The sequence below is a fragment of the Vibrio sp. 1978 genome, from assembly GCF_033344345.1.
In genome coordinates this window covers 94,918-116,161 of sequence record NZ_JAWPOP010000005.1, presented here as the reverse complement: position 1 = coordinate 116,161, position 21,244 = coordinate 94,918, and the positions used below count along the sequence as shown (strand labels likewise).

At 44.9% G+C, this 21,244-nt stretch carries 16 protein-coding genes; 7 read left to right on the top strand and 9 right to left on the bottom strand.

Features of this window, described 5'->3' with window-relative positions; genetic code table 11:
* The first annotated feature begins 210 nt into the window (after positions 1 to 210).
* From fruB to fruA, 3 genes are read left to right on the top strand one after another with little or no spacing between them, the layout of a single operon-like run.
* Entirely contained in the window at positions 211 to 1,344 is a 1,134-nt protein-coding gene (gene fruB / locus R8N49_RS07115) for a fused PTS fructose transporter subunit IIA/HPr protein (RefSeq protein ID WP_005386065.1), read from the top strand.
* Positions 1,345 to 1,353: 9 nt separating this feature from the next.
* Positions 1,354 to 2,325, top strand: coding sequence for a 1-phosphofructokinase (gene pfkB / locus R8N49_RS07110; protein ID WP_186585340.1), 972 nt, complete (start codon positions 1,354 to 1,356; stop codon positions 2,323 to 2,325).
* Positions 2,326 to 2,343: 18 nt separating this feature from the next.
* The gene (gene fruA / locus R8N49_RS07105; RefSeq protein WP_005376409.1) at positions 2,344 to 4,083 is read left to right on the top strand and encodes a PTS fructose transporter subunit IIBC; all 1,740 of its coding nucleotides are present in this window, start codon (positions 2,344 to 2,346) and stop codon (positions 4,081 to 4,083) included.
* Positions 4,084 to 4,165: 82 nt separating this feature from the next.
* Here the strand turns inward: fruA and R8N49_RS07100 are convergent, their stop codons facing one another.
* From R8N49_RS07100 to R8N49_RS07085, 4 genes are all read right to left on the bottom strand, one after another.
* Positions 4,166 to 4,876: a hypothetical protein gene (locus R8N49_RS07100; protein ID WP_318189907.1), complete on the bottom strand. Its 711-nt coding sequence runs from the start codon at positions 4,874 to 4,876 to the stop codon at positions 4,166 to 4,168.
* Between the two features lie 175 nt (positions 4,877 to 5,051).
* A complete protein-coding gene (locus tag R8N49_RS07095) occupies positions 5,052 to 8,111 on the bottom strand; it encodes an efflux RND transporter permease subunit (RefSeq protein WP_318189906.1) in 3,060 nt (1,019 codons plus the stop codon).
* Positions 8,111 to 9,172 (bottom strand): efflux RND transporter periplasmic adaptor subunit, encoded by a 1,062-nt coding sequence (locus tag R8N49_RS07090; protein WP_025767806.1) that lies wholly within the window; start codon positions 9,170 to 9,172, stop codon positions 8,111 to 8,113. The genes R8N49_RS07095 and R8N49_RS07090 overlap by 1 nt, the downstream gene beginning before the upstream one ends.
* A complete protein-coding gene (locus tag R8N49_RS07085; RefSeq protein ID WP_017820965.1) occupies positions 9,172 to 10,245 on the bottom strand; it encodes an efflux RND transporter periplasmic adaptor subunit in 1,074 nt (357 codons plus the stop codon). Before R8N49_RS07085 ends, R8N49_RS07090 begins: the two co-directional genes overlap by 1 nt.
* 160 nt (positions 10,246 to 10,405) lie before the next feature.
* Between R8N49_RS07085 and vdeR the strand changes: the two genes are divergently transcribed.
* Positions 10,406 to 11,134: an efflux transporter transcriptional repressor VdeR gene (gene vdeR / locus R8N49_RS07080; RefSeq protein ID WP_005376423.1), complete on the top strand. Its 729-nt coding sequence runs from the start codon at positions 10,406 to 10,408 to the stop codon at positions 11,132 to 11,134.
* Positions 11,135 to 11,205: 71 nt separating this feature from the next.
* Here the strand turns inward: vdeR and gcvT are convergent, their stop codons facing one another.
* Both gcvT and R8N49_RS07070 read right to left on the bottom strand, forming a co-directional pair.
* A complete protein-coding gene (gcvT, locus tag R8N49_RS07075; RefSeq protein WP_017820967.1) occupies positions 11,206 to 12,324 on the bottom strand; it encodes a glycine cleavage system aminomethyltransferase GcvT in 1,119 nt (372 codons plus the stop codon).
* 260 nt (positions 12,325 to 12,584) lie between these two features.
* The gene (locus tag R8N49_RS07070; protein ID WP_005376429.1) at positions 12,585 to 13,208 is read right to left on the bottom strand and encodes a helix-turn-helix domain-containing protein; all 624 of its coding nucleotides are present in this window, start codon (positions 13,206 to 13,208) and stop codon (positions 12,585 to 12,587) included.
* Between the two features lie 379 nt (positions 13,209 to 13,587).
* On the opposite strand from R8N49_RS07070, the gene R8N49_RS07065 reads away from it, so the two are divergent.
* The 3 genes from R8N49_RS07065 (at position 13,588) to gcvP (ending at position 18,308) form a co-directional block, all read left to right on the top strand.
* Positions 13,588 to 14,883 (top strand): serine hydroxymethyltransferase, encoded by a 1,296-nt coding sequence (locus R8N49_RS07065; RefSeq protein ID WP_005376430.1) that lies wholly within the window; start codon positions 13,588 to 13,590, stop codon positions 14,881 to 14,883.
* Between the two features lie 53 nt (positions 14,884 to 14,936).
* Complete coding sequence (gene gcvH / locus R8N49_RS07060; protein ID WP_005376432.1) at positions 14,937 to 15,317, top strand: glycine cleavage system protein GcvH; 381 nt, start codon at positions 14,937 to 14,939, stop codon at positions 15,315 to 15,317.
* A 126-nt stretch (positions 15,318 to 15,443) separates the two neighbouring features.
* Complete coding sequence (gene gcvP / locus R8N49_RS07055; RefSeq protein ID WP_186585344.1) at positions 15,444 to 18,308, top strand: aminomethyl-transferring glycine dehydrogenase; 2,865 nt, start codon at positions 15,444 to 15,446, stop codon at positions 18,306 to 18,308.
* Between the two features lie 241 nt (positions 18,309 to 18,549).
* Here the strand turns inward: gcvP and R8N49_RS07050 are convergent, their stop codons facing one another.
* The 3 genes from R8N49_RS07050 to R8N49_RS07040 all read right to left on the bottom strand — a co-directional run bounded on the left by R8N49_RS07050 (position 18,550) and on the right by R8N49_RS07040 (position 21,201).
* Positions 18,550 to 18,951 (bottom strand): VOC family protein, encoded by a 402-nt coding sequence (locus R8N49_RS07050; protein ID WP_005388788.1) that lies wholly within the window; start codon positions 18,949 to 18,951, stop codon positions 18,550 to 18,552.
* A gap of 250 nt (positions 18,952 to 19,201) precedes the next feature.
* Positions 19,202 to 20,029, bottom strand: a complete 828-nt coding sequence (locus tag R8N49_RS07045; RefSeq protein ID WP_025767808.1) for an MBL fold metallo-hydrolase — start codon at positions 20,027 to 20,029, stop codon at positions 19,202 to 19,204.
* 266 nt (positions 20,030 to 20,295) lie between these two features.
* A complete protein-coding gene (locus R8N49_RS07040) occupies positions 20,296 to 21,201 on the bottom strand; it encodes a LysR family transcriptional regulator (protein WP_025767809.1) in 906 nt (301 codons plus the stop codon).
* Between the last annotated feature and the right edge of the window lie 43 nt (positions 21,202 to 21,244).

The following is a 21,244-nucleotide window of genomic DNA, read 5'->3' as shown; positions in this document are numbered from 1 at the left end:
TAGGCTATAGGACAGCGGCAAAGGCTCGTTTGTTAACGTCAGTTTTTAAAACAGTTTTTCTGAGTCTTTTAAAAAATTTACCAACAAGCTGAATCGATTTAGCTTGAAATATAAAAGGTTTGAGGAGTGATAAGCGCTCAGAAGAAGCGGCGTTCAACTTCTCACACAGAATACATTTTTAAATTGATACCTTAAGGCTGGAGAAGCACCATGCTTAAGCTAAATAAGAACGACATTACCCTCTCGCAATCAGCGACAGATAAGTTTGAAGCAATAAAGAGTATTGCTCATAGCCTGACTGATAAAGGCCTAGTTGAGCAAGGTTACGTTGAAGGCATGCTAAACCGTGAAAACCAAAACTCTACGTTTTTGGGGAACGGTATTGCCATACCGCACGGTACAACCGACACTCGTGCAATGGTGAAAACAACGGGTGTTGCTGTGCACCACTTCCCACAAGGTGTCGACTGGGGTGATGGCAATACTGTGTTCGTCGCTATCGGTATCGCAGCTAAATCTGATGAGCACCTTGGCATTCTTAAACAGCTCACCAAAGTGCTAGGCGCAGATGGCGTAGAAGAACGTCTGCGTAATGCAAAAAATGAAGACGAAATCATCGCCCTACTGCACGGTGATGTTCAGCTTGAAGCAGACTTTGACGCTTCTTTAATTCAACTGATGTTCCCTGCGAGCGACATGCTACAGATGAGTGCTGTTGCTGGTGGTCTGTTGAAAAATACGGGATGTGCTGATAACGAATTCGTTGCAGATCTCGTTACCAAACAACCAACTCACTTAGGTAATGGCCTGTGGTTAATTGGCAGTGACAAACATGTCACTCGCACAGGTGTGTCATTTGTCTCGACGGCAAACGACTGCGAATATGAAGGTCAAAAAGTGCGTGCACTTGTCGCGTTCGCGGCATGTAACAATGCTCACCAACCTATCCTAAAAACGCTTTCTAATATTGTGTTTAACAATGAACACGGCAAGCTTTTAGATGCATCAGTAGAACAGATTCTTGCTTTGTTCAAAGGTGAAGAAGTCACAGCTGCATCTTCAGAAGAAGGCAATACCGCTGTATTTAAAATCAAAAACTCTCACGGCCTACATGCTCGTCCGGGGGCAATGTTAGTCGCAGAAGCGAAAAAGTTTGAATCCACTATACGTGTTTCCAACCTAGACGGAGATGGAAAAGCAGTAAACGCGAAGAGCCTAATGAAAGTCATCGCGCTGGGCGTTAAGCACGGTCACCAACTTCAATTTACAGCAGAAGGCCCTGATGCGCCGCAAGCCTTGGAGTCTATCGGAAATGCAATCGCTTCTGGCCTTGGTGAAGGTTAAGGATCCGATATGACAAACAAAACAAATAAGGTTGTCACTATTACGCTCAACCCGGCATTGGATTTAACAGGTTCAGTAAATGAACTAAACGTTGGTTCCGTGAGCTTAGTACAGCAAAGCAATCTCCACGCTGCAGGTAAAGGTGTCAACGTAGCAAAAGTGTTGAGCGATTTAGGCGCAGATGTCACGGTTACCGGCTTTCTTGGTAAAAATAACCCTGAGCTATTCCATCAGCTTTTCAATGACATCGGCGTTAAGAATGAGTTTGTAGAAGTACAAGGTGCAACTCGTATCAACGTCAAGCTCGTTGAGGCTAATGGAAACGTTAGTGACATTAACTTCCCTGGTGTTCAAGTTACGGCAGAAGAAATCGCGCGCTTTGAAGAAACCCTATTCCGCCTTGCTGAAACACACGATTACTTTGTATTGGCAGGCAGCCTACCGGGCGGTGTTACTGCAGAGCAATGCGCTGCATGGATAGAAGCACTGCATCAACAAGGCAAAAAGGTGTTGTTCGACAGTAGCAAAGCCGCATTGAAGTCAGGTATTGATGCTCACCCATGGTTAATTAAACCTAACGATGAAGAACTTGGTGATTTTGTTGGCGAACATCTAGAAACGCCTGAACAATGCCAAGCTGCTGCGCAAACACTGAGCGACAAGGGCATAGAAAACATCGTGGTTTCTATGGGACCTGACGGTGTTATGTGGCTCAACCAAGGCGAATGGCTTAGTGCAAAACCGCCTCGAATGAATGTAGTGAGCACCGTTGGCGCAGGCGATACGCTGGTCGCTGGCTTGTGTTGGGGCCACATGCAACTGATGCCTAAAAACGATTTATTGCGCTTCGCTACGGCACTTTCTGCTTTGGCAGTTAGTCAAGTTGGCGTAGGGCTAACCAGTCAGGAAGAACTGGAAAATATCAAGCGACAAACTGAAGTTAGCGCGCTTTACCCTATTACAAACTTAGAACAAAACTAAGGAACAGAAGGTTATCGTATGAATATTGCCATTATTACTGCCTGTCCGAGCGGTGTAGCAAATAGCATCCTTGCGGCAGGATTACTAGAACAAGCCGCCGCAAAATTAAACTGGAATGCCAAAATAGAATGTCAATCAAGTGTGGTTGAACCAACACTATTGACGGAAGCTGACGTTGAACAAGCAGAAGTCATTGTCATTGCGGCAAATACTAGCGTCGACACTTCTCGTTTTGTAGGAAAAAAGGTTTACCAAGCGGAAATTAGCGAAGTAGCAAAAGACGCAACTGCGTTTCTCCAGCAAGCGGTTGAAAACGCCACTTTACTTGAAAAAGCAACCACACTTGCAGCCCCTATCACTACAGATACAACATCAGCATCAAAGAAGATTGTTGCAATCACGGCATGCCCTACTGGCGTTGCGCATACCTTTATGGCGGCAGAAGCTTTAGAAGAAGAAGGCAAGCGTCGTGGCCATCAAATCAAGGTGGAAACTCGTGGTTCAGTTGGCGCTAAAAACCAACTGACTGAGCAAGAAATTGCAGATGCCGATCTGGTGATCATTGCTGCGGATATTGAAGTGCCACTTGATCGCTTTAACGGCAAAAAGATGTACCGCACGAAAACAGGCCCAGCTCTGAAAAAAACAGCCGAAGAGATGGACAAAGCATTCGAGCAAGCCACGGTGTATCAACATTCTGGTTCAGCTAACTCTTCATCTTCCACCGAAGAGAAAAAAGGCGCTTACAAACACCTGATGACCGGTGTGTCTCATATGCTGCCTGTGGTTGTCGCAGGTGGTCTGATCATCGCTCTATCTTTCGTGTTCGGTATTGAAGCATTTAAAGAAGAAGGCACACTAGCAGCAGCCTTGATGAACATTGGTGGTGGCTCTGCATTCGCATTGATGATTCCTGTACTTGCTGGCTATATTGCGTTTTCAATCGCTGACCGTCCTGGTCTCGCTCCTGGTCTTGTTGGCGGTATGCTAGCAAGTTCTACTGGCGCAGGTTTCCTTGGCGGTATCGCGGCTGGTTTCATTGCTGGTTACGCAGCGAAACTCCTCGCAGATAAGGTGAAACTGCCACAATCGATGGAGGCGCTAAAACCGATTCTGATCATTCCATTTGTGGCAACATTGTTCACCGGACTTGTCATGATCTACATCGTAGGCGGCCCAGTTTCAGGCATCATGAACGGCCTGACTGACTTCCTAAACAACATGGGTTCTGACAGTGCAGTACTACTGGGTATTATCCTTGGCGCTATGATGTGTTTCGACCTAGGAGGCCCGGTAAACAAAGCCGCTTACGCATTTGGTGTTGGCCTTCTGGCTTCACAAACTTACGCACCAATGGCGGCAATCATGGCCGCAGGTATGGTTCCTGCGCTAGGTATGGGTTTAGCGACCTTCATTGCGAAGAACAAATTTGAACAAAATGAACGTGAGGCTGGTAAAGCATCATTTGTCTTGGGCCTGTGTTTCATCTCTGAAGGCGCAATTCCATTTGCTGCGAAAGATCCAATGCGCGTGATTCCATCTTGTATGGCCGGTGGCGCGCTTACTGGTGCCCTATCGATGCTATTCGGTGCGAAATTAATGGCACCACACGGCGGTCTATTCGTGCTGCTAATTCCTAACGCAATTTCACCAGTATTAATGTATTTAGTGGCTATTGCAGCAGGTACAGCGGTAACTGGCTTTACTTACGCATTCTTAAAAAGCAAAGCAGAAGCGAAACAAGAAGTCGCAGCTTAATTAGAGCGACTCCGGTTAACAATGCCACCCTCGAATTTGGCATTTAGCACCTCCCTTTGATTCCGGTTAAGGGAGGTGTTTTTTATTCCGCAGCCGGAACGGCTACAATGTCTACTTCCCCACTGCTAATATCCACCGTTGCTTGATAAGCGCTATGCGGGTCACCGTAGTGCTTGAAGGTAAAGTGGTAAACGTTAGCTGGCGTCCACAAGGTTTTTGAATCTGCGGGCAGAATGTCATAGCCGTCTTGCTGATAAAGCTCTGTCGCCATTACATTTGCGATTGCCGCCTGCTGGTTAGCGTCTCGATCCACCTTTGGCTCTAGTGACGGGTTACTTGGATAAGATTCACCGTTGTAACTCATGAGTCGATATGAGCCATTACTCCAAACGATAAAGTCCTGCCAACCATTACTGTAACTGTCGGCTAGTACAATAGGCGTACGAGTTACCGACATTCGATTAATAACGTTTCCCTCATTATCAAACATATATGCAGAGCAGCCACCACTACCACAGAAATAGCGATCTTGAAGCAACACTATGTGTTCTGCCTTTCCGTCGCTGTTTAGGTCGGCGCTACCCGATAGATAACGTAGGTTGTCTTGCTCGAGCGACAGCCCTTCAGGGGCTAAAACCTTACTATCAATCCAACTGGAAATGACTTCGGCACTAACACTGTTAATTTTAGGGGCAGGTTGTTTGGTTTCTGTCGGCATGCTATTCGTCGCGGTGCAGCCAACCAAGGTGAAAGAACCAACGAAGAAGAGTCCGTTTAATATGCGCTTATTCATGTAATCTCAATCTTTGATGTGTCGTTACATCAGTATACGCATGATTTGCATTGTAATCGTAAGAAAATCATTAAAATCAAGCAAATGAATGGTTTGGTATGTATTAGTAAGATCAAAAAAGCCCCGAAGAAAACCTTCAGGGCTAGGCAGGAAGCTGGCAAATAGCCAGGAGTCCCTATGCAGTGGTCGGTTTTACCCTAAACAGAATTGCAAACATCACTGGCACCACTATCAGTGTCAGTACAGTAGCAAAACCAAGACCTGCCATAATCGTTATTGCCATCGAGCCAAAGAAGGCGTCGAAGACCAGTGGTATCATCCCCAAGATAGTTGTTAGGGCAGCCATACTTACCGGACGAACGCGGCTTATCGCACTATCGACAATCGCGAGGTAAGGATCTTTACCTGACTCCAACTCAAGGTTAATTTGGTCAAGCAACACAATACCGTTTTTCAAAATCATGCCACTTAGGCTTAACAAACCAAGGAATGCTGTAAAACTGAACGGCATGTTCGTGGTAAGCAAACCAAAAGCAACGCCAATGATCGCTAACGGAACGGTGAACCAAATGACCAACGGCTTTTTGATTGAGTTAAACAGTAAAATAGTAATGATGAACATCAACAAGTAACCCATCGGCAATGAACCGAATAGGCCTTCTTGTGCATCTTTGGATGATTCGTACTCACCACCCCATGTGATTTCGTACCCTTCTGGAACATGCAATGCCATCACTTTAGGCTGTACACGAGCAAATAAGCTTGCTGCCGTGTCGTCACTCAACACATCATGGTCCGCGAGAACGGTTAACGTACGCTTACGGTCACGACGCTGAATTAGCGGCTCACTCCAATCCAGTTGAACGCCATCAATCACTTGATCAACCGGAATATAAGTTTGCAACGAAGGACTCCAAATGGTCACGTTTTGTAGTGATTCAAAATCTACGCGTTCTTCTTCAGGAAGGCGTGTCATAATTGGCAACGTATGTGTACCATCACGCAAGTAACCTAAGGTGCTACCACCAAACGCCATTTGCAGTGTGCTTGAAAGATCTTCTTTCGAAATACCTAAGCGACGAGCTTTAGACTCATTGAAAACGGGTACAAGTTCCTTGGTGCGCTCTCGCCAATCGTGACGAATGTTTCGGGCACCAGGATCGGTATGAAGGATGTCTTCAACTTGCACCGCCAAGTCACGTAAAACTTGTGGATCAGGGCCAGTAATACGCGCTTCGATCTTAGACGCTGGTGATGGACCAAATTCCATCAATTTAAACTGGAACGTAGGCGCATCAAATGTTTTCGCCAGATTCTCATCTAACTTATGCAGTAAACCAAACATTTTCTCACGATCAGTCGCGCGAACTTGGAACTGCGCGTACGCTTCGTAACTTTTTTCTGGTTGATAGGTTAAAGCAAAACGCTGTAGGCCCTGCCCAATCGAAGCAGAAACAAAGTCAATATCATCTTGCTGACGAATGTAGCTTTCGACCTCTTCAGCTTTTTTAATCGTTTCACGGATGTCAGTACCCTCTGGCATCCACATATCCACGTAGAACATCGGCGTATTCGATGGTGGGAAGAACTGCTGTTTTACATTACCAAATGCCACGACAGCACCCACTAATAGCGCCACCATGCCAGCAACGGTAAGCCAGCGGAATCGCAATGCAAATTTCAGTGATGCCCCAAATACGACAAACAACCAGCCTTTATAAGGATCATCTTCGCTAGTACCCTGCTCTTTGTTTTCCTCTTTCAACAAAAGATCGGCAAGGAAAGGCGTCAGTGTAATAGCGGTAATCCAGCTTAAAAATAGTGAGAAACACAGCACCCAGAATAGAGAGCCCATGAACTCACCTGTCGCATCTTGCGACAAACCGATAGGTGCAAAAGCCGTAATTGCAATAACAGTTGCGCCCAGCAAAGGCCATTGTGTTTGCTTTACAATATCGACAGCCGCTTGAACTTTGGTACGCCCTTTCTTTAGGCCAACCAATATGCCTTCCACGACAACAATCGCGTTATCAACCAGCATACCCAAGGCAATAATTAACGCGCCAAGAGAAATACGATGCAGTTCGATGTTGTTGTAATTCATCAAAATGAAGGTACCAAATACCGTCAATAACAACACAACTCCAATGATGACACCACTGCGTAAACCCATAGTAAACAGCAACACAATGATTACGATCGCCACTGCCTCCGCTAGACTAATTACAAACGCTTTAACAGATTCATCCACCTCATTGGCTTGGTTGTAAAAGTAGTTCATATCGATGCCAGCAGGCTTGATAGACTCTAGGATCGCGAGCTCCGCATCCAAACGTTCACCAACCTCAACCACGTTCACACCCGACGCAAACGAGATACCGATATTAATCGCTTTTTGACCGTTAAAGAGTACGACGTTGCCTGGCTTCTCTTGAATACCGCGAGAAATCGTTGCTACGTCTTTTAGACGAATTAGATTTCCTGTGTCACGGCCATGAATGATCAGATTTTCTAGTGCTTCTACAGTGTTTAAGGTGCCGCTTGGGCGAATAACAAGGCTTTCGCCATTGACCATCACTTCACCTGCTGAAACCACATTGTTTTGCTGGTTCAACAAGCTCGAAACCACATTCATGTCTAAGTTCAGTGCAGCAAGGCGATCAAGTGAGATCTCAACGAATAGCATTTCTTGCTGATCGCTCGTGATGTCTACCTTACCAACACCATCAACAAGCTCGATTTCACGGGTCAGGTAATCCGCATAACGTTTCAGCTCTACATAGTCGTAATCGTCACCAGTGAGCATTAACATCACGCCATAAACGTCACCGAAATCATCAATGATCTGTAAAGACTGAACACCTTGAGGCAATGATGGTCGTAAATCATTAATTTTACGGCGCATTTCATCCCAAATTTGCGGCAGTTCATCAGGACCATAGTCCATTTCCATGCTCACCGTTATTTGAGACATACCATTAGAAGACGTAGAGGTAATTTTGTCGATATAAGGGAGTTTTCGAATCTCTTTTTCTAGAGGATACGTCAGCTCTTCTTCAACTTCTTTTGACGTCGCGCCAGGGTATGTTGAGATGATCATGGCATCTTTGATCGTAAATGCCGGGTCTTCTAATCGTCCAAGCTCCAAAAATGACGTTAAACCACCAACAGCAAGGATAATAATGAACAACCAGCTGATGACTTTGTTTTTTATTGAATACTCAGCAATGTTCATTATTGGTTATTCTCCACAACATCCACATGTTTACCTTCGCGTAATTTACGCAGATTTGAATTAATCAGAATATCGCCCTGGCTAACACCTGACGACACAATGGCTCCATTGCCATTCACTTGAGAAATCATGACAGGCACTCGTGTGACAATGTCACCTTCTTTTTTCCACACAAAGAACTCATTCCCTTCACTGCCTGCTTGAAGCGCCGTGACAGGAACACTGTAACCATCAATAGAGGTAATGCCCGCCTTCACCATATCGACCAAAACGCTTACGCTGGTTCCCGGCAATATCTCTGTTTTTGGCTGTGGCATCGTCAAGTACATTTCGTAGGTTTGAGTTTCAGCGTTGGGTTCACTTGTGTGCTCTAAATAGTCCAAAGCAAATCTGCCATCGATGCCGGAGAAGGTTGCTCTAGGCTTGTAGCTCATGCTGTCTGAGTTTGGGTCTACCATCGCTAAAACATTGTCGGAAAGCTCAATACGCACGTAAACCAAATCGTTTTGGTATAGGTTTAACACGGGTTCACCAATTGCCACACGCTCAAAACGTTCTTTGAAAACATCGGATACTTTACCGGCGAACGGGGCGAATAAACGGGTGTAATTCAATTGATTGGTCGCGTTATAGAAAGTAGCCTCAGCTAGCTCTTTATTGGCGGTTAGCTCATCAAGTTCCGCTTTTGAAATCATTTGACGTGCATGCAAGTCTTCACCGCGTTTAAGCTGACGAATTGCGAGTGTGTATTGTGCTTCTGCGTCATTCACGGCTTGCTTCTCTTTGCTATCATCTAGCTTTGCGATCATTTGCCCCTGCTTCACAACGTCACCCGCTTTAACCAATACGTGCTGAACTTCCCCAGCGCGGCGAAATGCCATTGGCGTTTGCTCTGCAGGCACTACTATGCCTTTGAACGCGCGATGTTGACTTTGTACTGGTGCATCCACCGAGATAGTCGACACAAAAAGTGGCTGCTTGACGATAGCTTGGTTTTCATTTTTGCACCCTGTTAAAACTGCAAGTGCAATCGCAGAGATCGTAAGTAGAGAACGTTTCATTAAATGCCTCCCTCACGAACCCAAGCTTTCACCACTTGTCCTTCAACCAGTCTCTCAACACCAGCAATAACAACGTAATCATTGTTATCAAGCCCGGCTTTCACACCACCTGCTGCGTCAAGTGACACAGTGACTTTATTGACCTGCTGCGTGCTTCTGTCCATTACCCAAACTTCACCTTGCGTCCCATTTTTGTTGACCCAAGCAGACTGAGGTAACGTCATCGCGTCCGATACATGTTGTTTAGCAATGTGTACCTGCCCAGTCATACCTGTCAGCAAATTGCGATCTTCTGGTCGAGTGATGGTCACGATCGCCTCATAACTATTGGTATCGATGTTTGGCTGCGTCGAAATTTCTTTAAATTGCCCAGGGATACGTTTTCCTGGCTCGCTATCCATCGTCACCCACATATCGGAGTTTTGCAGTGACTCAAGTGATACAGATTCCGCATAACTTACTGGCAAGGTGAAAGATACATCCAACGTCGTGTTATCAATGAGATTCAAGATCTCCTGCTTCTCTGCTACTACTTGAAACGGGTTGACATAGGTATATGACACAATGCCATCAAACGGTGCGTGAATTTTGGTATAGCTCAAATCGGTTTTAGCTTGTTCGTAGTTCGCCAATGCCGCTTTATATTGAGTTTCTTTCTGATCGTACTCATCAGTACTAATGAGTTTTTTTCCGTAAAGGTTTTTCGCGCGGTCCCATTGTGTTTTCGCTAACGCGTACTGCGCTTGAGCGGCATCTAACGCAAGCTGAAGATCTTTAGGGTCTAACGTTGCGAGCACTTCACCTTTTTGGACTTTTTGACCCATGCGTACACGTAATTCATCAACCTCTCCACCAACCTGAAAAGAAAGCTGCGCGCGATGTGTTGCATCAATACGCGCTAAAAAGGCGTGCGAGTCTTCAAGTTCTAGGTCTTTCACCGCCAGTAATTTTACAGGTTTGATTAAAGGTTCAGACGGCTCAGAAATGGCTTTATTACACCCAGTTAGCATCCCAGAAAGACTTAATGTCACCACTGCGCCAACTAAAGTGCGCTTTAAATATTGTTTTCGCACCCGCTTTCTCCGTAGGTTTTATATATTACACAGCCGTGCAGTATAAGCAGAATTTGAAATTGATCAACATATTTTCCAGGTGGATAGCAAATTAATTAGTCAAAGCGTTCGGTTTCTGGTAAAAGTAAGCGCGTGATTAATATTCGGGAAAATTCGAACTATGAATGAAAGAAAGCAGGGGCGTAGAAGTGCTGAAGCAGCAGAACAAACTAAGTGTCTGATCCTTAAAGTGGCAGCAGATATGTTTTGTGAACTTGGTTACGAGCGTGTCTCGCTGCGCAATATCAGTGAAAAGGCTGGTGTTTCACATAGTTTGATCCGTCACCACTTCGGCAGCAAAGAGAAAATCTGGCAAGCGGTTAGCGATGCAATGGACGAGTTCATGCAGTGCTATATGGCTGAACTCATCAATGAAATGCCGGAGAACACACCTTCGAATAGAAAAATTTATCTGTTTATGGTTCGCATGCTAGCATTTGCTCTCGTCAATCCTCATCCAGTACAGATGATCGCCGATGCCATTCGACAAGGCGATGACGGTGCTCTGCTGCAGTATTTCTTAAAGTCAAAAGATGAGTTCGCTGCGATATTTACCGGAATTTTCGAGCAGTACAACAGCGAAAACCCTAATGCACAATTTGATCAGTGGGAATCAAAGTGGCAAATGTTGATCTTCGCACATGGTGCTGTCAGTCTCGCGCCAATGATGCAAGAAACATGGCCGGATATTGCAGATAATCGCGAAAAACTGCTGATCAAGCATTGGGAATTGTTTAATACCATTATGGCCTCTCAATTTGGGATCCCAAAAGAAGAGATGATTCATCCGGAAAAGCTTGAAGATATCGTTATTGATATGTGCTGTACTATTGATGAAGCAGTAAACTAAAAGTAAACAAGCGAAAAGAAGACATAAAAAATGCCGAGCTACAAAGCTCGGCATTTTTGTTTCAATTCGTTTTAACCACGGTAGTAGCGTTGTGGTACGAACGGCATTTTTTCAACTGTCATTGGTAGCATTTTACCACGCACTTCAGCGAACACTTCAGTACCAATCGCCGCCAAATCCGCACGAACATAACCCATTGAGACTGGCTTACCTGCATTCGGACCCGCCGTACCGCTGGTTACAACGCCAATTTTAACGCCGTCAGCATCAAACAGTTCAACACCTTCACGCACTGGCGCTTTGGTTTGACCTACTAGACCCACACGCTTACGCGCCACATCTTTAGTCTCAATCTGCTTAAGAATAATGTCTGCGCCAGGGAAACCACCTTCACGTTCACCACCAATACGACGAACTTTTTGGATACCCCATAGCAAGCTCGCTTCAACAGGTGTTGTTGTTGTGTCTAGGTCATGACCGTATAGACAAAGGCCACACTCAAGACGAAGCGAATCACGAGCACCAAGGCCAATCCATTCAACTTCATCTTCAGCAGTCAGTTTACGTGCTAGCTCTTCCGCTTTGTCAGCAGGAACCGAGATTTCGTAACCGTCTTCGCCTGTATAACCACTACGAGAAACAATGCACTCGGCGCCTAAAATATCGACTTTACGAATATCCATGAACAGCATTTCAGAAACTTCTGGTGCAAAACGCGCCAATACAGCCGCCGCTTTAGGGCCTTGGATTGCAAGTAGAGCTCGGTCTTCGATAATTTCTAGCTCAACACCAGATGGTAAATGCGCTTGTAGGTGTGCGATATCTTGCGCTTTACATGCTGCGTTCACAACCACAAACAGATGATCGCCTAGGTTAGCCACCATCAAGTCGTCCATGATGCCGCCCTCTTCATTAGTGAAAAAAGCGTAACGCTGTTTACCAGACTCAAGATCCACAATATCCACTGGAACTAATGTTTCTAGGAACGCAGCTGCACCGTCACCAATTAGGCGAAGCTGTCCCATGTGAGAAACGTCAAACAGACCTGCCGCATCACGAGTATGTAAGTGTTCCTTCTTTACGCCTAGAGGATACTGAACAGGCATATCGTAACCCGCGAACGGGACCATTTTGGCACCAACTTCAACGTGAAGTGCGTGTAGTGGTGTTTTCAGTAGTTCTTGAGTCATTTTCGTCTCCATTTAGATAGACCCGAGAATGCTATCGGCATTCGATGTGTTTCCAATAATAAACATGGCTCATTCTATTTTGCACGAACAAGACGTAGATCGACTTGCAAAAGTGTGACTCTTAACATTTTAATCACAACAAATCGTACAAAAAAAGCGCTTTAATGAGCAAGTTCTCATCAAAAAAGCGCCTTTTCATCATAACGACCACCAACAGCAATCGTTTGCTTTCACTATAGGAAATTTACAAGTATTTATCACTATTTGGCTGTCACCCACAAAATGAGCGCATCTTCCTCGCTAACACTGGTCAACATATGTCCCATATTTGCATCGTAATAAACGCTGTCTCCCTCGCTTAAAACAACAGGTTCGTAAAACTCAGAATAGAACATGACCTCACCAGATAAGATAAGCAGAAATTCTTCGCCATCATGACGAACCCAGTCTTTATATTCATCAAAACTACGAGCTCGAATTTGGCTCTTAAACGGCATCATTTTCTTATTGGAAAGTTGTGTCGCGAGCAGTTCATGTTCATAAGTTTGTGTTGGGTGTGGTTTACCTTCATTCTTCTTGGTAACATCCCTACGCCCTGTCGCTACCTTTTTTCTAGGTGGCTCAAATAGTTGTGGCATGTCAATTTGTAAGCCAAGTGCCAATTTTTGCATCGCTTGAAACGTCGGGGAGATCTGCTCATTTTCTATTTTGCTCAGTGTAGATCGAGCAAGCCCGGTTCGCTGACTGGCCTCTTCTAATGTGATACCGAGTTTCGAGCGGATATCCTTAATACGCTGGCCCAGTTTTAACGGCTCGATATTTTGGTCATGTTGCTCTTTTGCCAACGTCATCGATGGGTATTCATCGTAAATACTTTCTGCCATAAATCCCTCTATAGATATCCATATTTTTTGTCTTACTCGCATTGTGCATGAAGCACATAGTGGATAGAAGTCCACCAAGTGAATTAAACCGTGCTCTTGTTAACAAATTTTGAAATCTTGTTTCCTATAGGAAATTTTTGGTTGATTGTTCCCGTCACAGGCGCTATGTTACCAACTTGTTAGATGTAGAGATGCATATTTCCGTAAGAGATTGGTAAAGGAAACACGCAATCCAACGGAGTTTTTGCCCAAATTTAGGGCCGGATGTTCACTCTGTTCTGCTACGCAGTTCAGCTGTTTTTGAGGACAAATGAACCACAACCGCAAATCATAACTCATCTATTGCGGGTTCATTTTCAGATTTGGAAGGTCAACTACCATGAATAAGAGTTACCCTAACCACAGCTTGGAAAACTTTTTCTCTACCAACCTCTCTGCGACAGATGATGCTGTCTTTGCTGGAATTCAAGCGGAATCCGCTCGCCAAAACGAACAAATCGAACTTATCGCTTCTGAGAACATTGTTTCTAAAGCGGTAATGCAAGCTCAAGGCACATGCCTAACAAACAAATACGCTGAAGGCTACCCAGGTCGTCGTTACTATGGTGGTTGTGAGCACGTAGATACAGTGGAAGCCATTGCTATCGAACGCGCAAAAAAACTTTTCAATTGTGAATACGCAAACGTTCAACCACACTCAGGCGCACAAGCAAACGGCGCAGTAAAACTAGCACTGCTTCAACCTGGTGACACCATTCTTGGTATGTCTTTAGACGCAGGTGGTCACCTGACGCACGGTGCACGCCCTGCACTTTCTGGTAAATGGTTTAATGCAGTTCAATACGGTGTTGATCGCGAAACACTGGAAATCAACTACGAAGATGTTCGTGAGCTAGCACTTGAGCACCAACCTAAAATGATCATCGCAGGTGGTAGCGCTATTCCACGTACTATCGACTTTGCAAAATTCCGTGAAATCGCAGACGAAGTAAATGCAATTCTTATGGTCGACATGGCACACATCGCCGGTCTTATCGCAACAGGCGCGCACCCTAGCCCACTGCCACACGCACACGTTGTTACGACTACAACACACAAAACATTGCGTGGCCCTCGCGGCGGTATGATTCTTACTAACCACGAAGACATCATTAAGAAAATCAACTCAGCCGTATTCCCTGGCCTACAAGGTGGCCCACTGATGCACGTTATCGCAGCCAAAGCGGTCGCATTTGGTGAAGCGCTTGGCCCTGAATTTAAAACTTATATTGATTCGGTGATCAATAACGCAAAAGTCCTAGCGGAAGTATTGCAAACTCGCGGTTGCGACATCGTAACTGGTGGCACAGACACGCACCTAATGCTGGTTGACCTTCGTCCGAAAGGGTTGAAAGGCAATAAAGCAGAAGAAGCTCTAGAGCGTGCTGGGATCACATGTAACAAAAATGGCATCCCATTCGATACAGAGAAGCCTATGATTACATCGGGCATCCGTTTAGGAACGCCTGCGGGTACAAGCCGCGGCTTTGGCGCTGAAGAATTCAAACTCATCGGTAATTGGATTGGTGACGTACTGGACGGTTTAGTGAACAACCCTGAAGGTGACGCAGAAGTTGAAAAACGCGTTCGCAAAGAAGTAAAAGAACTTTGCAGTCGCTTTCCTCTATACCAGTAAACGATTTTTTTAAAATCATAATAATTCCTGACAAGTTATTCGGAGATTAAGCAATGGACAAAACACTGAAGTTTGCAGATAGCCACGAGTGGGTACGTGACAACGGTGACGGCACAGTAACAATTGGTATTTCTGAGCATGCACAAGAAATGCTAGGTGACGTGGTATTCGTTGACCTACCAGACGTAGAAGACGAAGTTGAAGCAGGTGAAAGCTTCTCTCTCGTTGAATCTGTAAAAGCAGCGTCAGACATCTACGCACCAATCACTGGTGAAATCGTAGAAATCAATGAAGAACTAGAAGACAGCCCAGAGCTAATTAACGAAGAGCCGTACGAAGGTGGCTGGATCGTAAAAGTGAAGATGTCTGATGTATCTGAACTAGATAACCTGAAAGACGCAGACGAATACCTAAACTCTATCGAAGAAGAGTAATTAGGATGTGACGAAAGCTGTTCCCTAGCCTGTTTAGAGAACAGCTTTTTTTCTAGGTTCGGACGTATAATTTAATTTATCAGTAACGCAAATCCGTTACCCGAACCAAGGAGTAGGTAAAGGACAATGACTGAATTACTTCAAAGCCTCAGCACACAAAACGAGTTCGTTGCTCGCCACAATGGACCAAACAAATCTGACCAACAGAAAATGTTGGAAGCGATCAACGCAGTTAGCCTAGATTCGCTTATCGACGAAACCGTACCAGCACAAATTCGCCTAGAGCAACCAATGAGCTTGGCAGAAGCGAAAAGCGAAGCAGACATGCTGGCAGCAATGCGTAAGTTCGCCGATCAGAACCAAGTTAAACGTACATTCATTGGTCAGGGTTACTACAACACCTTCACGCCGAACGTGATTCTACGCAACGTGATGGAAAACCCGGGCTGGTACACTGCTTACACCCCTTACCAACCAGAAATCTCACAAGGTCGTTTAGAAGCACTTCTAAACTACCAACAAATGGTGATGGATCTTACTGGTATGGAAATCGCGAACGCGTCATTGCTCGATGAAGCAACGGCAGCAGCAGAAGCGATGACACTTTGTAAGCGTGCGGGTAAAAGCAAGAGCAACGTATTCTTCGTTGCTGACGACGTTCACCCACAAACCATCGAAGTGGTAAAAACTCGTGCGAAATTCATCGGCTTTGAAGTCTTGGTTGGTTCTTTAGAATCACTACCAGAGCAAGACGTGTTCGGCGCACTAGTTCAATACCCAAGTACAACAGGTGAAGTTCGTGACCTAACGGACATCATCGCTAAAGCGCAAGCAAACAAAACACTAGTGACTGTAGCAACGGACCTTCTTGCTTCTACCCTACTTAAACCTGCAGGTGAAATGGGCGCAGACGTAGCAATCGGTTCAGCACAACGTTTTGGCGTGCCGATGGGTTACGGCGGTCCACACGCTGCTTTCATGGCAACTCGTGATAAGCACAAGCGTACAATGCCTGGTCGTGTTATCGGTGTTTCTATCGATACCAACGGTAACCAAGCACTGCGTATGGCAATGCAAACGCGTGAACAGCACATCCGTCGTGAAAAAGCGACTTCAAACATCTGTACTGCTCAAGCACTGCTAGCGAACATGGCGTCTTTCTACGCGGTTTACCACGGCGCAGAAGGTCTACGCACGATTGCTCGTCGTACGCACCACATGACAGCCATCCTAGCCGCTGGCCTAACTAAAGGCGGCTTCGAGCTTGCTCACAACAGCTTCTTCGACACCATCACTATCAACACAGGTGCACAAACTGAAGAGCTATACGCGAAAGCACTAGCCGCAGACATCAACCTACGTAAGTTGGGTACTCAGCTAGGTGTGAGCTTCGACGAAACCACAACCGTGGCAGATGTAGAAGCCCTATTCGCAGTATTCGGTGTGAAAGAAGAAGTCGCAGCACTATCAACTGAAATCGCAGGCAACGAGTTTGCAGCCATTCCAGAAGCATTGCGCCGCACAACAGAATATCTAACACACCCTGTGTTTAACACGCACCACAGCGAAACACAGATGATGCGTTACCTAAAACAGCTAGAGAACAAAGACTTCTCACTCACGCACGGCATGATCCCACTGGGCAGCTGTACGATGAAGCTGAACGCAGCAGCAGAGATGATTCCAGTAACTTGGCCTGAGTTTGGTTCGATCCACCCGTTCGCACCAGCAGAACAAGCAGCTGGTTACGCTGCACTCGCAAAAGACCTTAAAGAAAAGCTATGTGAAATCACTGGCTATGACGCATTCTCACTACAACCAAACTCTGGTGCATCGGGTGAGTACGCAGGTCTTATCGCGATTCAACGCTACCACGAAAGCCGTGGCGAAGGTCACCGCAACGTATGTTTGATCCCAAGCTCTGCGCACGGTACTAACCCTGCGACAGCATCTATGGTGTCAATGAAAGTGGTTGTGGTTAAGTGTGATGAAGAAGGCAACATCGACATCGACGACCTAGCAGCGAAAATCGAGAAACACAAAGACAACCTATCAAGCATTATGATCACTTACCCTTCTACGCACGGCGTTTACGAAGAGAAAGTGAAAGAAGTGTGTGAAATGGTTCATGCCGCTGGTGGTCAGGTTTACCTAGACGGCGCTAACATGAACGCGCAGGTTGGTCTAACATCACCAGGCTTCATCGGTTCAGACGTTTCTCACCTAAACCTACACAAAACCTTCTGCATCCCGCACGGTGGTGGCGGTCCGGGTATGGGTCCTATCGGTGTGAAATCTCACCTAGCTCCTTTCTTACCAGGGCATATTGAAGACGGTGTAGAAGGCGCAGATTTCGCAGTATCAGCAGCAGATATGGGTAGCGCTTCTATCCTGCCTATCTCTTGGGCTTACATCGCAATGATGGGCGAAGCTGGCCTAACAGATGCTACAAAAGTAGCAATTCTGAACGCAAACTACGTGATGGAAACACTTCGCCAACACTACCCTGTTCTTTACCGTGGCAAAAATGGCCGCGTAGCGCACGAATGTATTATCGACATTCGTCCGCTGAAAGAAGAAACAGGTATCAGCGAAGAAGACATCGCGAAGCGTCTAATGGACTACGGTTTCCACGCACCAACTATGTCGTTCCCTGTAGCGGGCACGCTAATGGTTGAGCCAACGGAATCGGAAGATCTAGAAGAGCTGGACCGCTTCTGTGATGCGATGATCGCTATCCGCGAAGAAATGGAGAAAGTGAAAAACGGTGAATGGCCACTGGATAACAACCCACTTGTTAACGCGCCACACACACAAGTTGATCTTTCAGCTGAAGATTGGGACCGCCCTTACTCTCGCGAGATTGGCTGCTTCCCGTCTAAAGCGACCAAATCTTGGAAGTACTGGCCAACGGTAAACCGCGTAGATAACGTATACGGCGACCGTAACCTAATCTGTTCATGCCCAAGCATCGATAACTACGAAGATTAATTTTTGTAGTCTCTAAATCGACAAAGGCGAACCGTTTGGTTCGCCTTTTTGTTTTTGGTGTGCCGCCCTAACACTTGTTGATACATCGAGAAGGAATGATGGCTAGTTATTGTTTGCACAAAAGTGATTTAGAAATACAGTAACTTCTGAGAACCTTTGAATTAGCACTAATATCTCAGAGCCTTAAAGGCTTGTTGGAAACTCCTCATGAACACTATGCTATGCAGGTGCTATGTAGTTTCTAGTTCAGTTGCAGTAAGTCCCATTTATTACCATAGAGATCTTGGAACACCACCACTGTCCCGTATTCTTCCACACGAGGCTCTTCATTAAATACAACACCATTTTTCTTCATCAACTCGTAGTCACGCCAAAAATCATTAGTTTGCAGAAACAGGAAAACACGACCACCTGTTTGATTTCCTACTGCATGCGTTTGCTCCGGTGTACTCGCTTGAGCTAAAAGTAGGTTTGTACCATTGGAGTTTGGAGGAGAAACTTGAACCCAGCGTTTACCACCACCTAGGTTGGTATCTTCAACCAGAGTGAATTGAAGTTTTTGAGTATAGAATTCGATAGCATCGTCGTAATTTTCAACGACTAGAGCAATGTTTCCGATTTGCTGCTGAACAGTTTTGGCCATGATGATTTCCGCTGTGTCAAAACGCTAATTGTACTCTATTTTGAGACTTTTCTAGAAAGCACATAACGCCTTGCAAATGTGTAAGGCACACAATACGAATGCTTACGCACGGCGCCTTTGTCACTAGAACCGACAAACAATATAGCTGCCACCAGTGTCGAATCTTGATTGAGCAACTTATTAAAGCCTTAGCTATAACTCAAGAGCAAATCTCTAACCTAATAAAGAAGGCTGCTCGTATACCACGGTATTATAGTTCTTCTAGTTTTCCCTTAGCTAAATCTTCTTGTTGCTTAAGGAACATGAAGAAGTTTGCCTCACTGATAAACGGGTTACCGCTTGTGCCGAGCTTCTTCCTATTTTCAAAAAGGAAATTTTTATGTGGATGGTTCGAAAGGTTAACGTTCACAATAGGTGCCTGTAGTGAAATTTTTCTAATTTTCTCCATGCTAGTCAGGAACTGGCCAATAACTTCTGGATCATTGCTACTTACGCTATGCCCACCAACGATAAAAGCACGATATTGTTCGCCATTATCTTCAACAGTGAAGTCTAAGGAATAATCACCTTCCGTGTGGCCAGGTGTGAGATAGAACTTAAACTCATGTCCACCAATAGCCATAGAGCTATCGCTTTTTATCTCTATGTCTAAATTTGGAGGAAGGAACTTGTTCTCACCTTCGCTTTTGTTTGATTGCTGTATAGCTAGTTCATGAGCGCTTTTGGTCATCACGACTTTGGAACCATACTTCTCTTGAAGTAACTGGGCGCCTCCAACGTGGTCAGAATGCCCATGAGTTACCAATATGTGCGTTATTGGCTTATCTTTTAGCCCTAGCTTCTCTAGGTTGATAGGTATCCACTCAGAGTAAGGGAAGTCAAGCGTATCAATGATAACGAGTCCGTCGTCTGTAGCAATGGCATATGATGAGACCCACTTGTCTCCTACATAATAGACATTATCAAACATTTGAAATGGTTCTACATAACCGTTCTTATCATTCATTGCTGGAACATATTGACTTAAGGAAGCAAAAGACGAAGCACTGAAAAGTAAACCTACAATAATTTTTTTCACGAAATCACACACAAATATATCCTTAATAATTTCTTATAGAACCTCGCGGATGAGAAAGCTCTAAACGATTTTCAGAGGCAAATACAACTGCAAATACTTTCTACTTAGCTTGAGTTTTAGCTGACCGAATCACTTGTAAACTCGAATCCTATTAACTGCCTATGTATTCATGATTCTTTTAGAGGTTAAATAAATGAACTCAATTGAAGCAGAGTCATGAAGCTTCACTTGAGGTTAGCGGCACAGCACAATGTGATAAACCTCTTTCAAGCAAACATTTGAATGCGATTTTTCCAATTTAAGACATGTTCAATAAATGCATCAACTCTTGCAGGCCTTTTATCGCGGTCTCGATACATAATGAATACTTCTTTACCCGAGCATTGCCATTCTGGCAACAAAGGCAGCAGGTTATGTTGATCATGATTTAGCTCATGAAAGTAATAGGTTGGAATCCAAGCAATTCCTAAACCATGGATGACGGCGTCTCTAACTAGTAGTACATCATTTGAAGTGAATTGAAACTTTAGCGGACGATCAAATGTTTCATTGGTGATTTGATTAACTAATTTCCATTGGCTGTCGTTGTTTACCGTAATTAGGCGATGATGAACAAGTTGTTCTGGATGGGTAATCGGTTGGTGTTGTTCTAAATAGCTTCGTGATGCACAAAGCGCAAATGGAATCGACCATAATTTCTGAGCAATCCAGTCTTGTTCAATAAGATCACCAAGACGAAAACTAACATCGACACGGTTAGATACAAGATTGATTTTTTCATTCTGTACATCTAAATCGATACATATCTTCGGATGTTGCTCTGCAAATTCATAAACGCACCGCTTTAACCACATCTGTGTCATGTTAATTGGCGCTGATATTTTGATCGTTCCGCTTAAAGACTGACGCTCAGTCGCAATTCTCGATGTCACATTATTTAAGCTAAGAAGTAACGGCTCACAGAGTTGATAATATTTTTCGCCATCAGTTGTTAACGCAAAGTGGTGTGCACTGCGGTTAAATAGTCTGCAATTTAAGTTTGTTTCCAGCCTTTTTAACTTCCGGCTTAGCGTGGCTAACGGGACATTAAGACGCTCAGATCCTTGTGTTAGGCTTTGATAGCGAGCAACAGAAACGAATAACAAAAGGTCATCCAAAGAGTGACGTTCCATATTTGGGATTAACCCTCTTAAATTTGGCTATTAAAAATCAAAT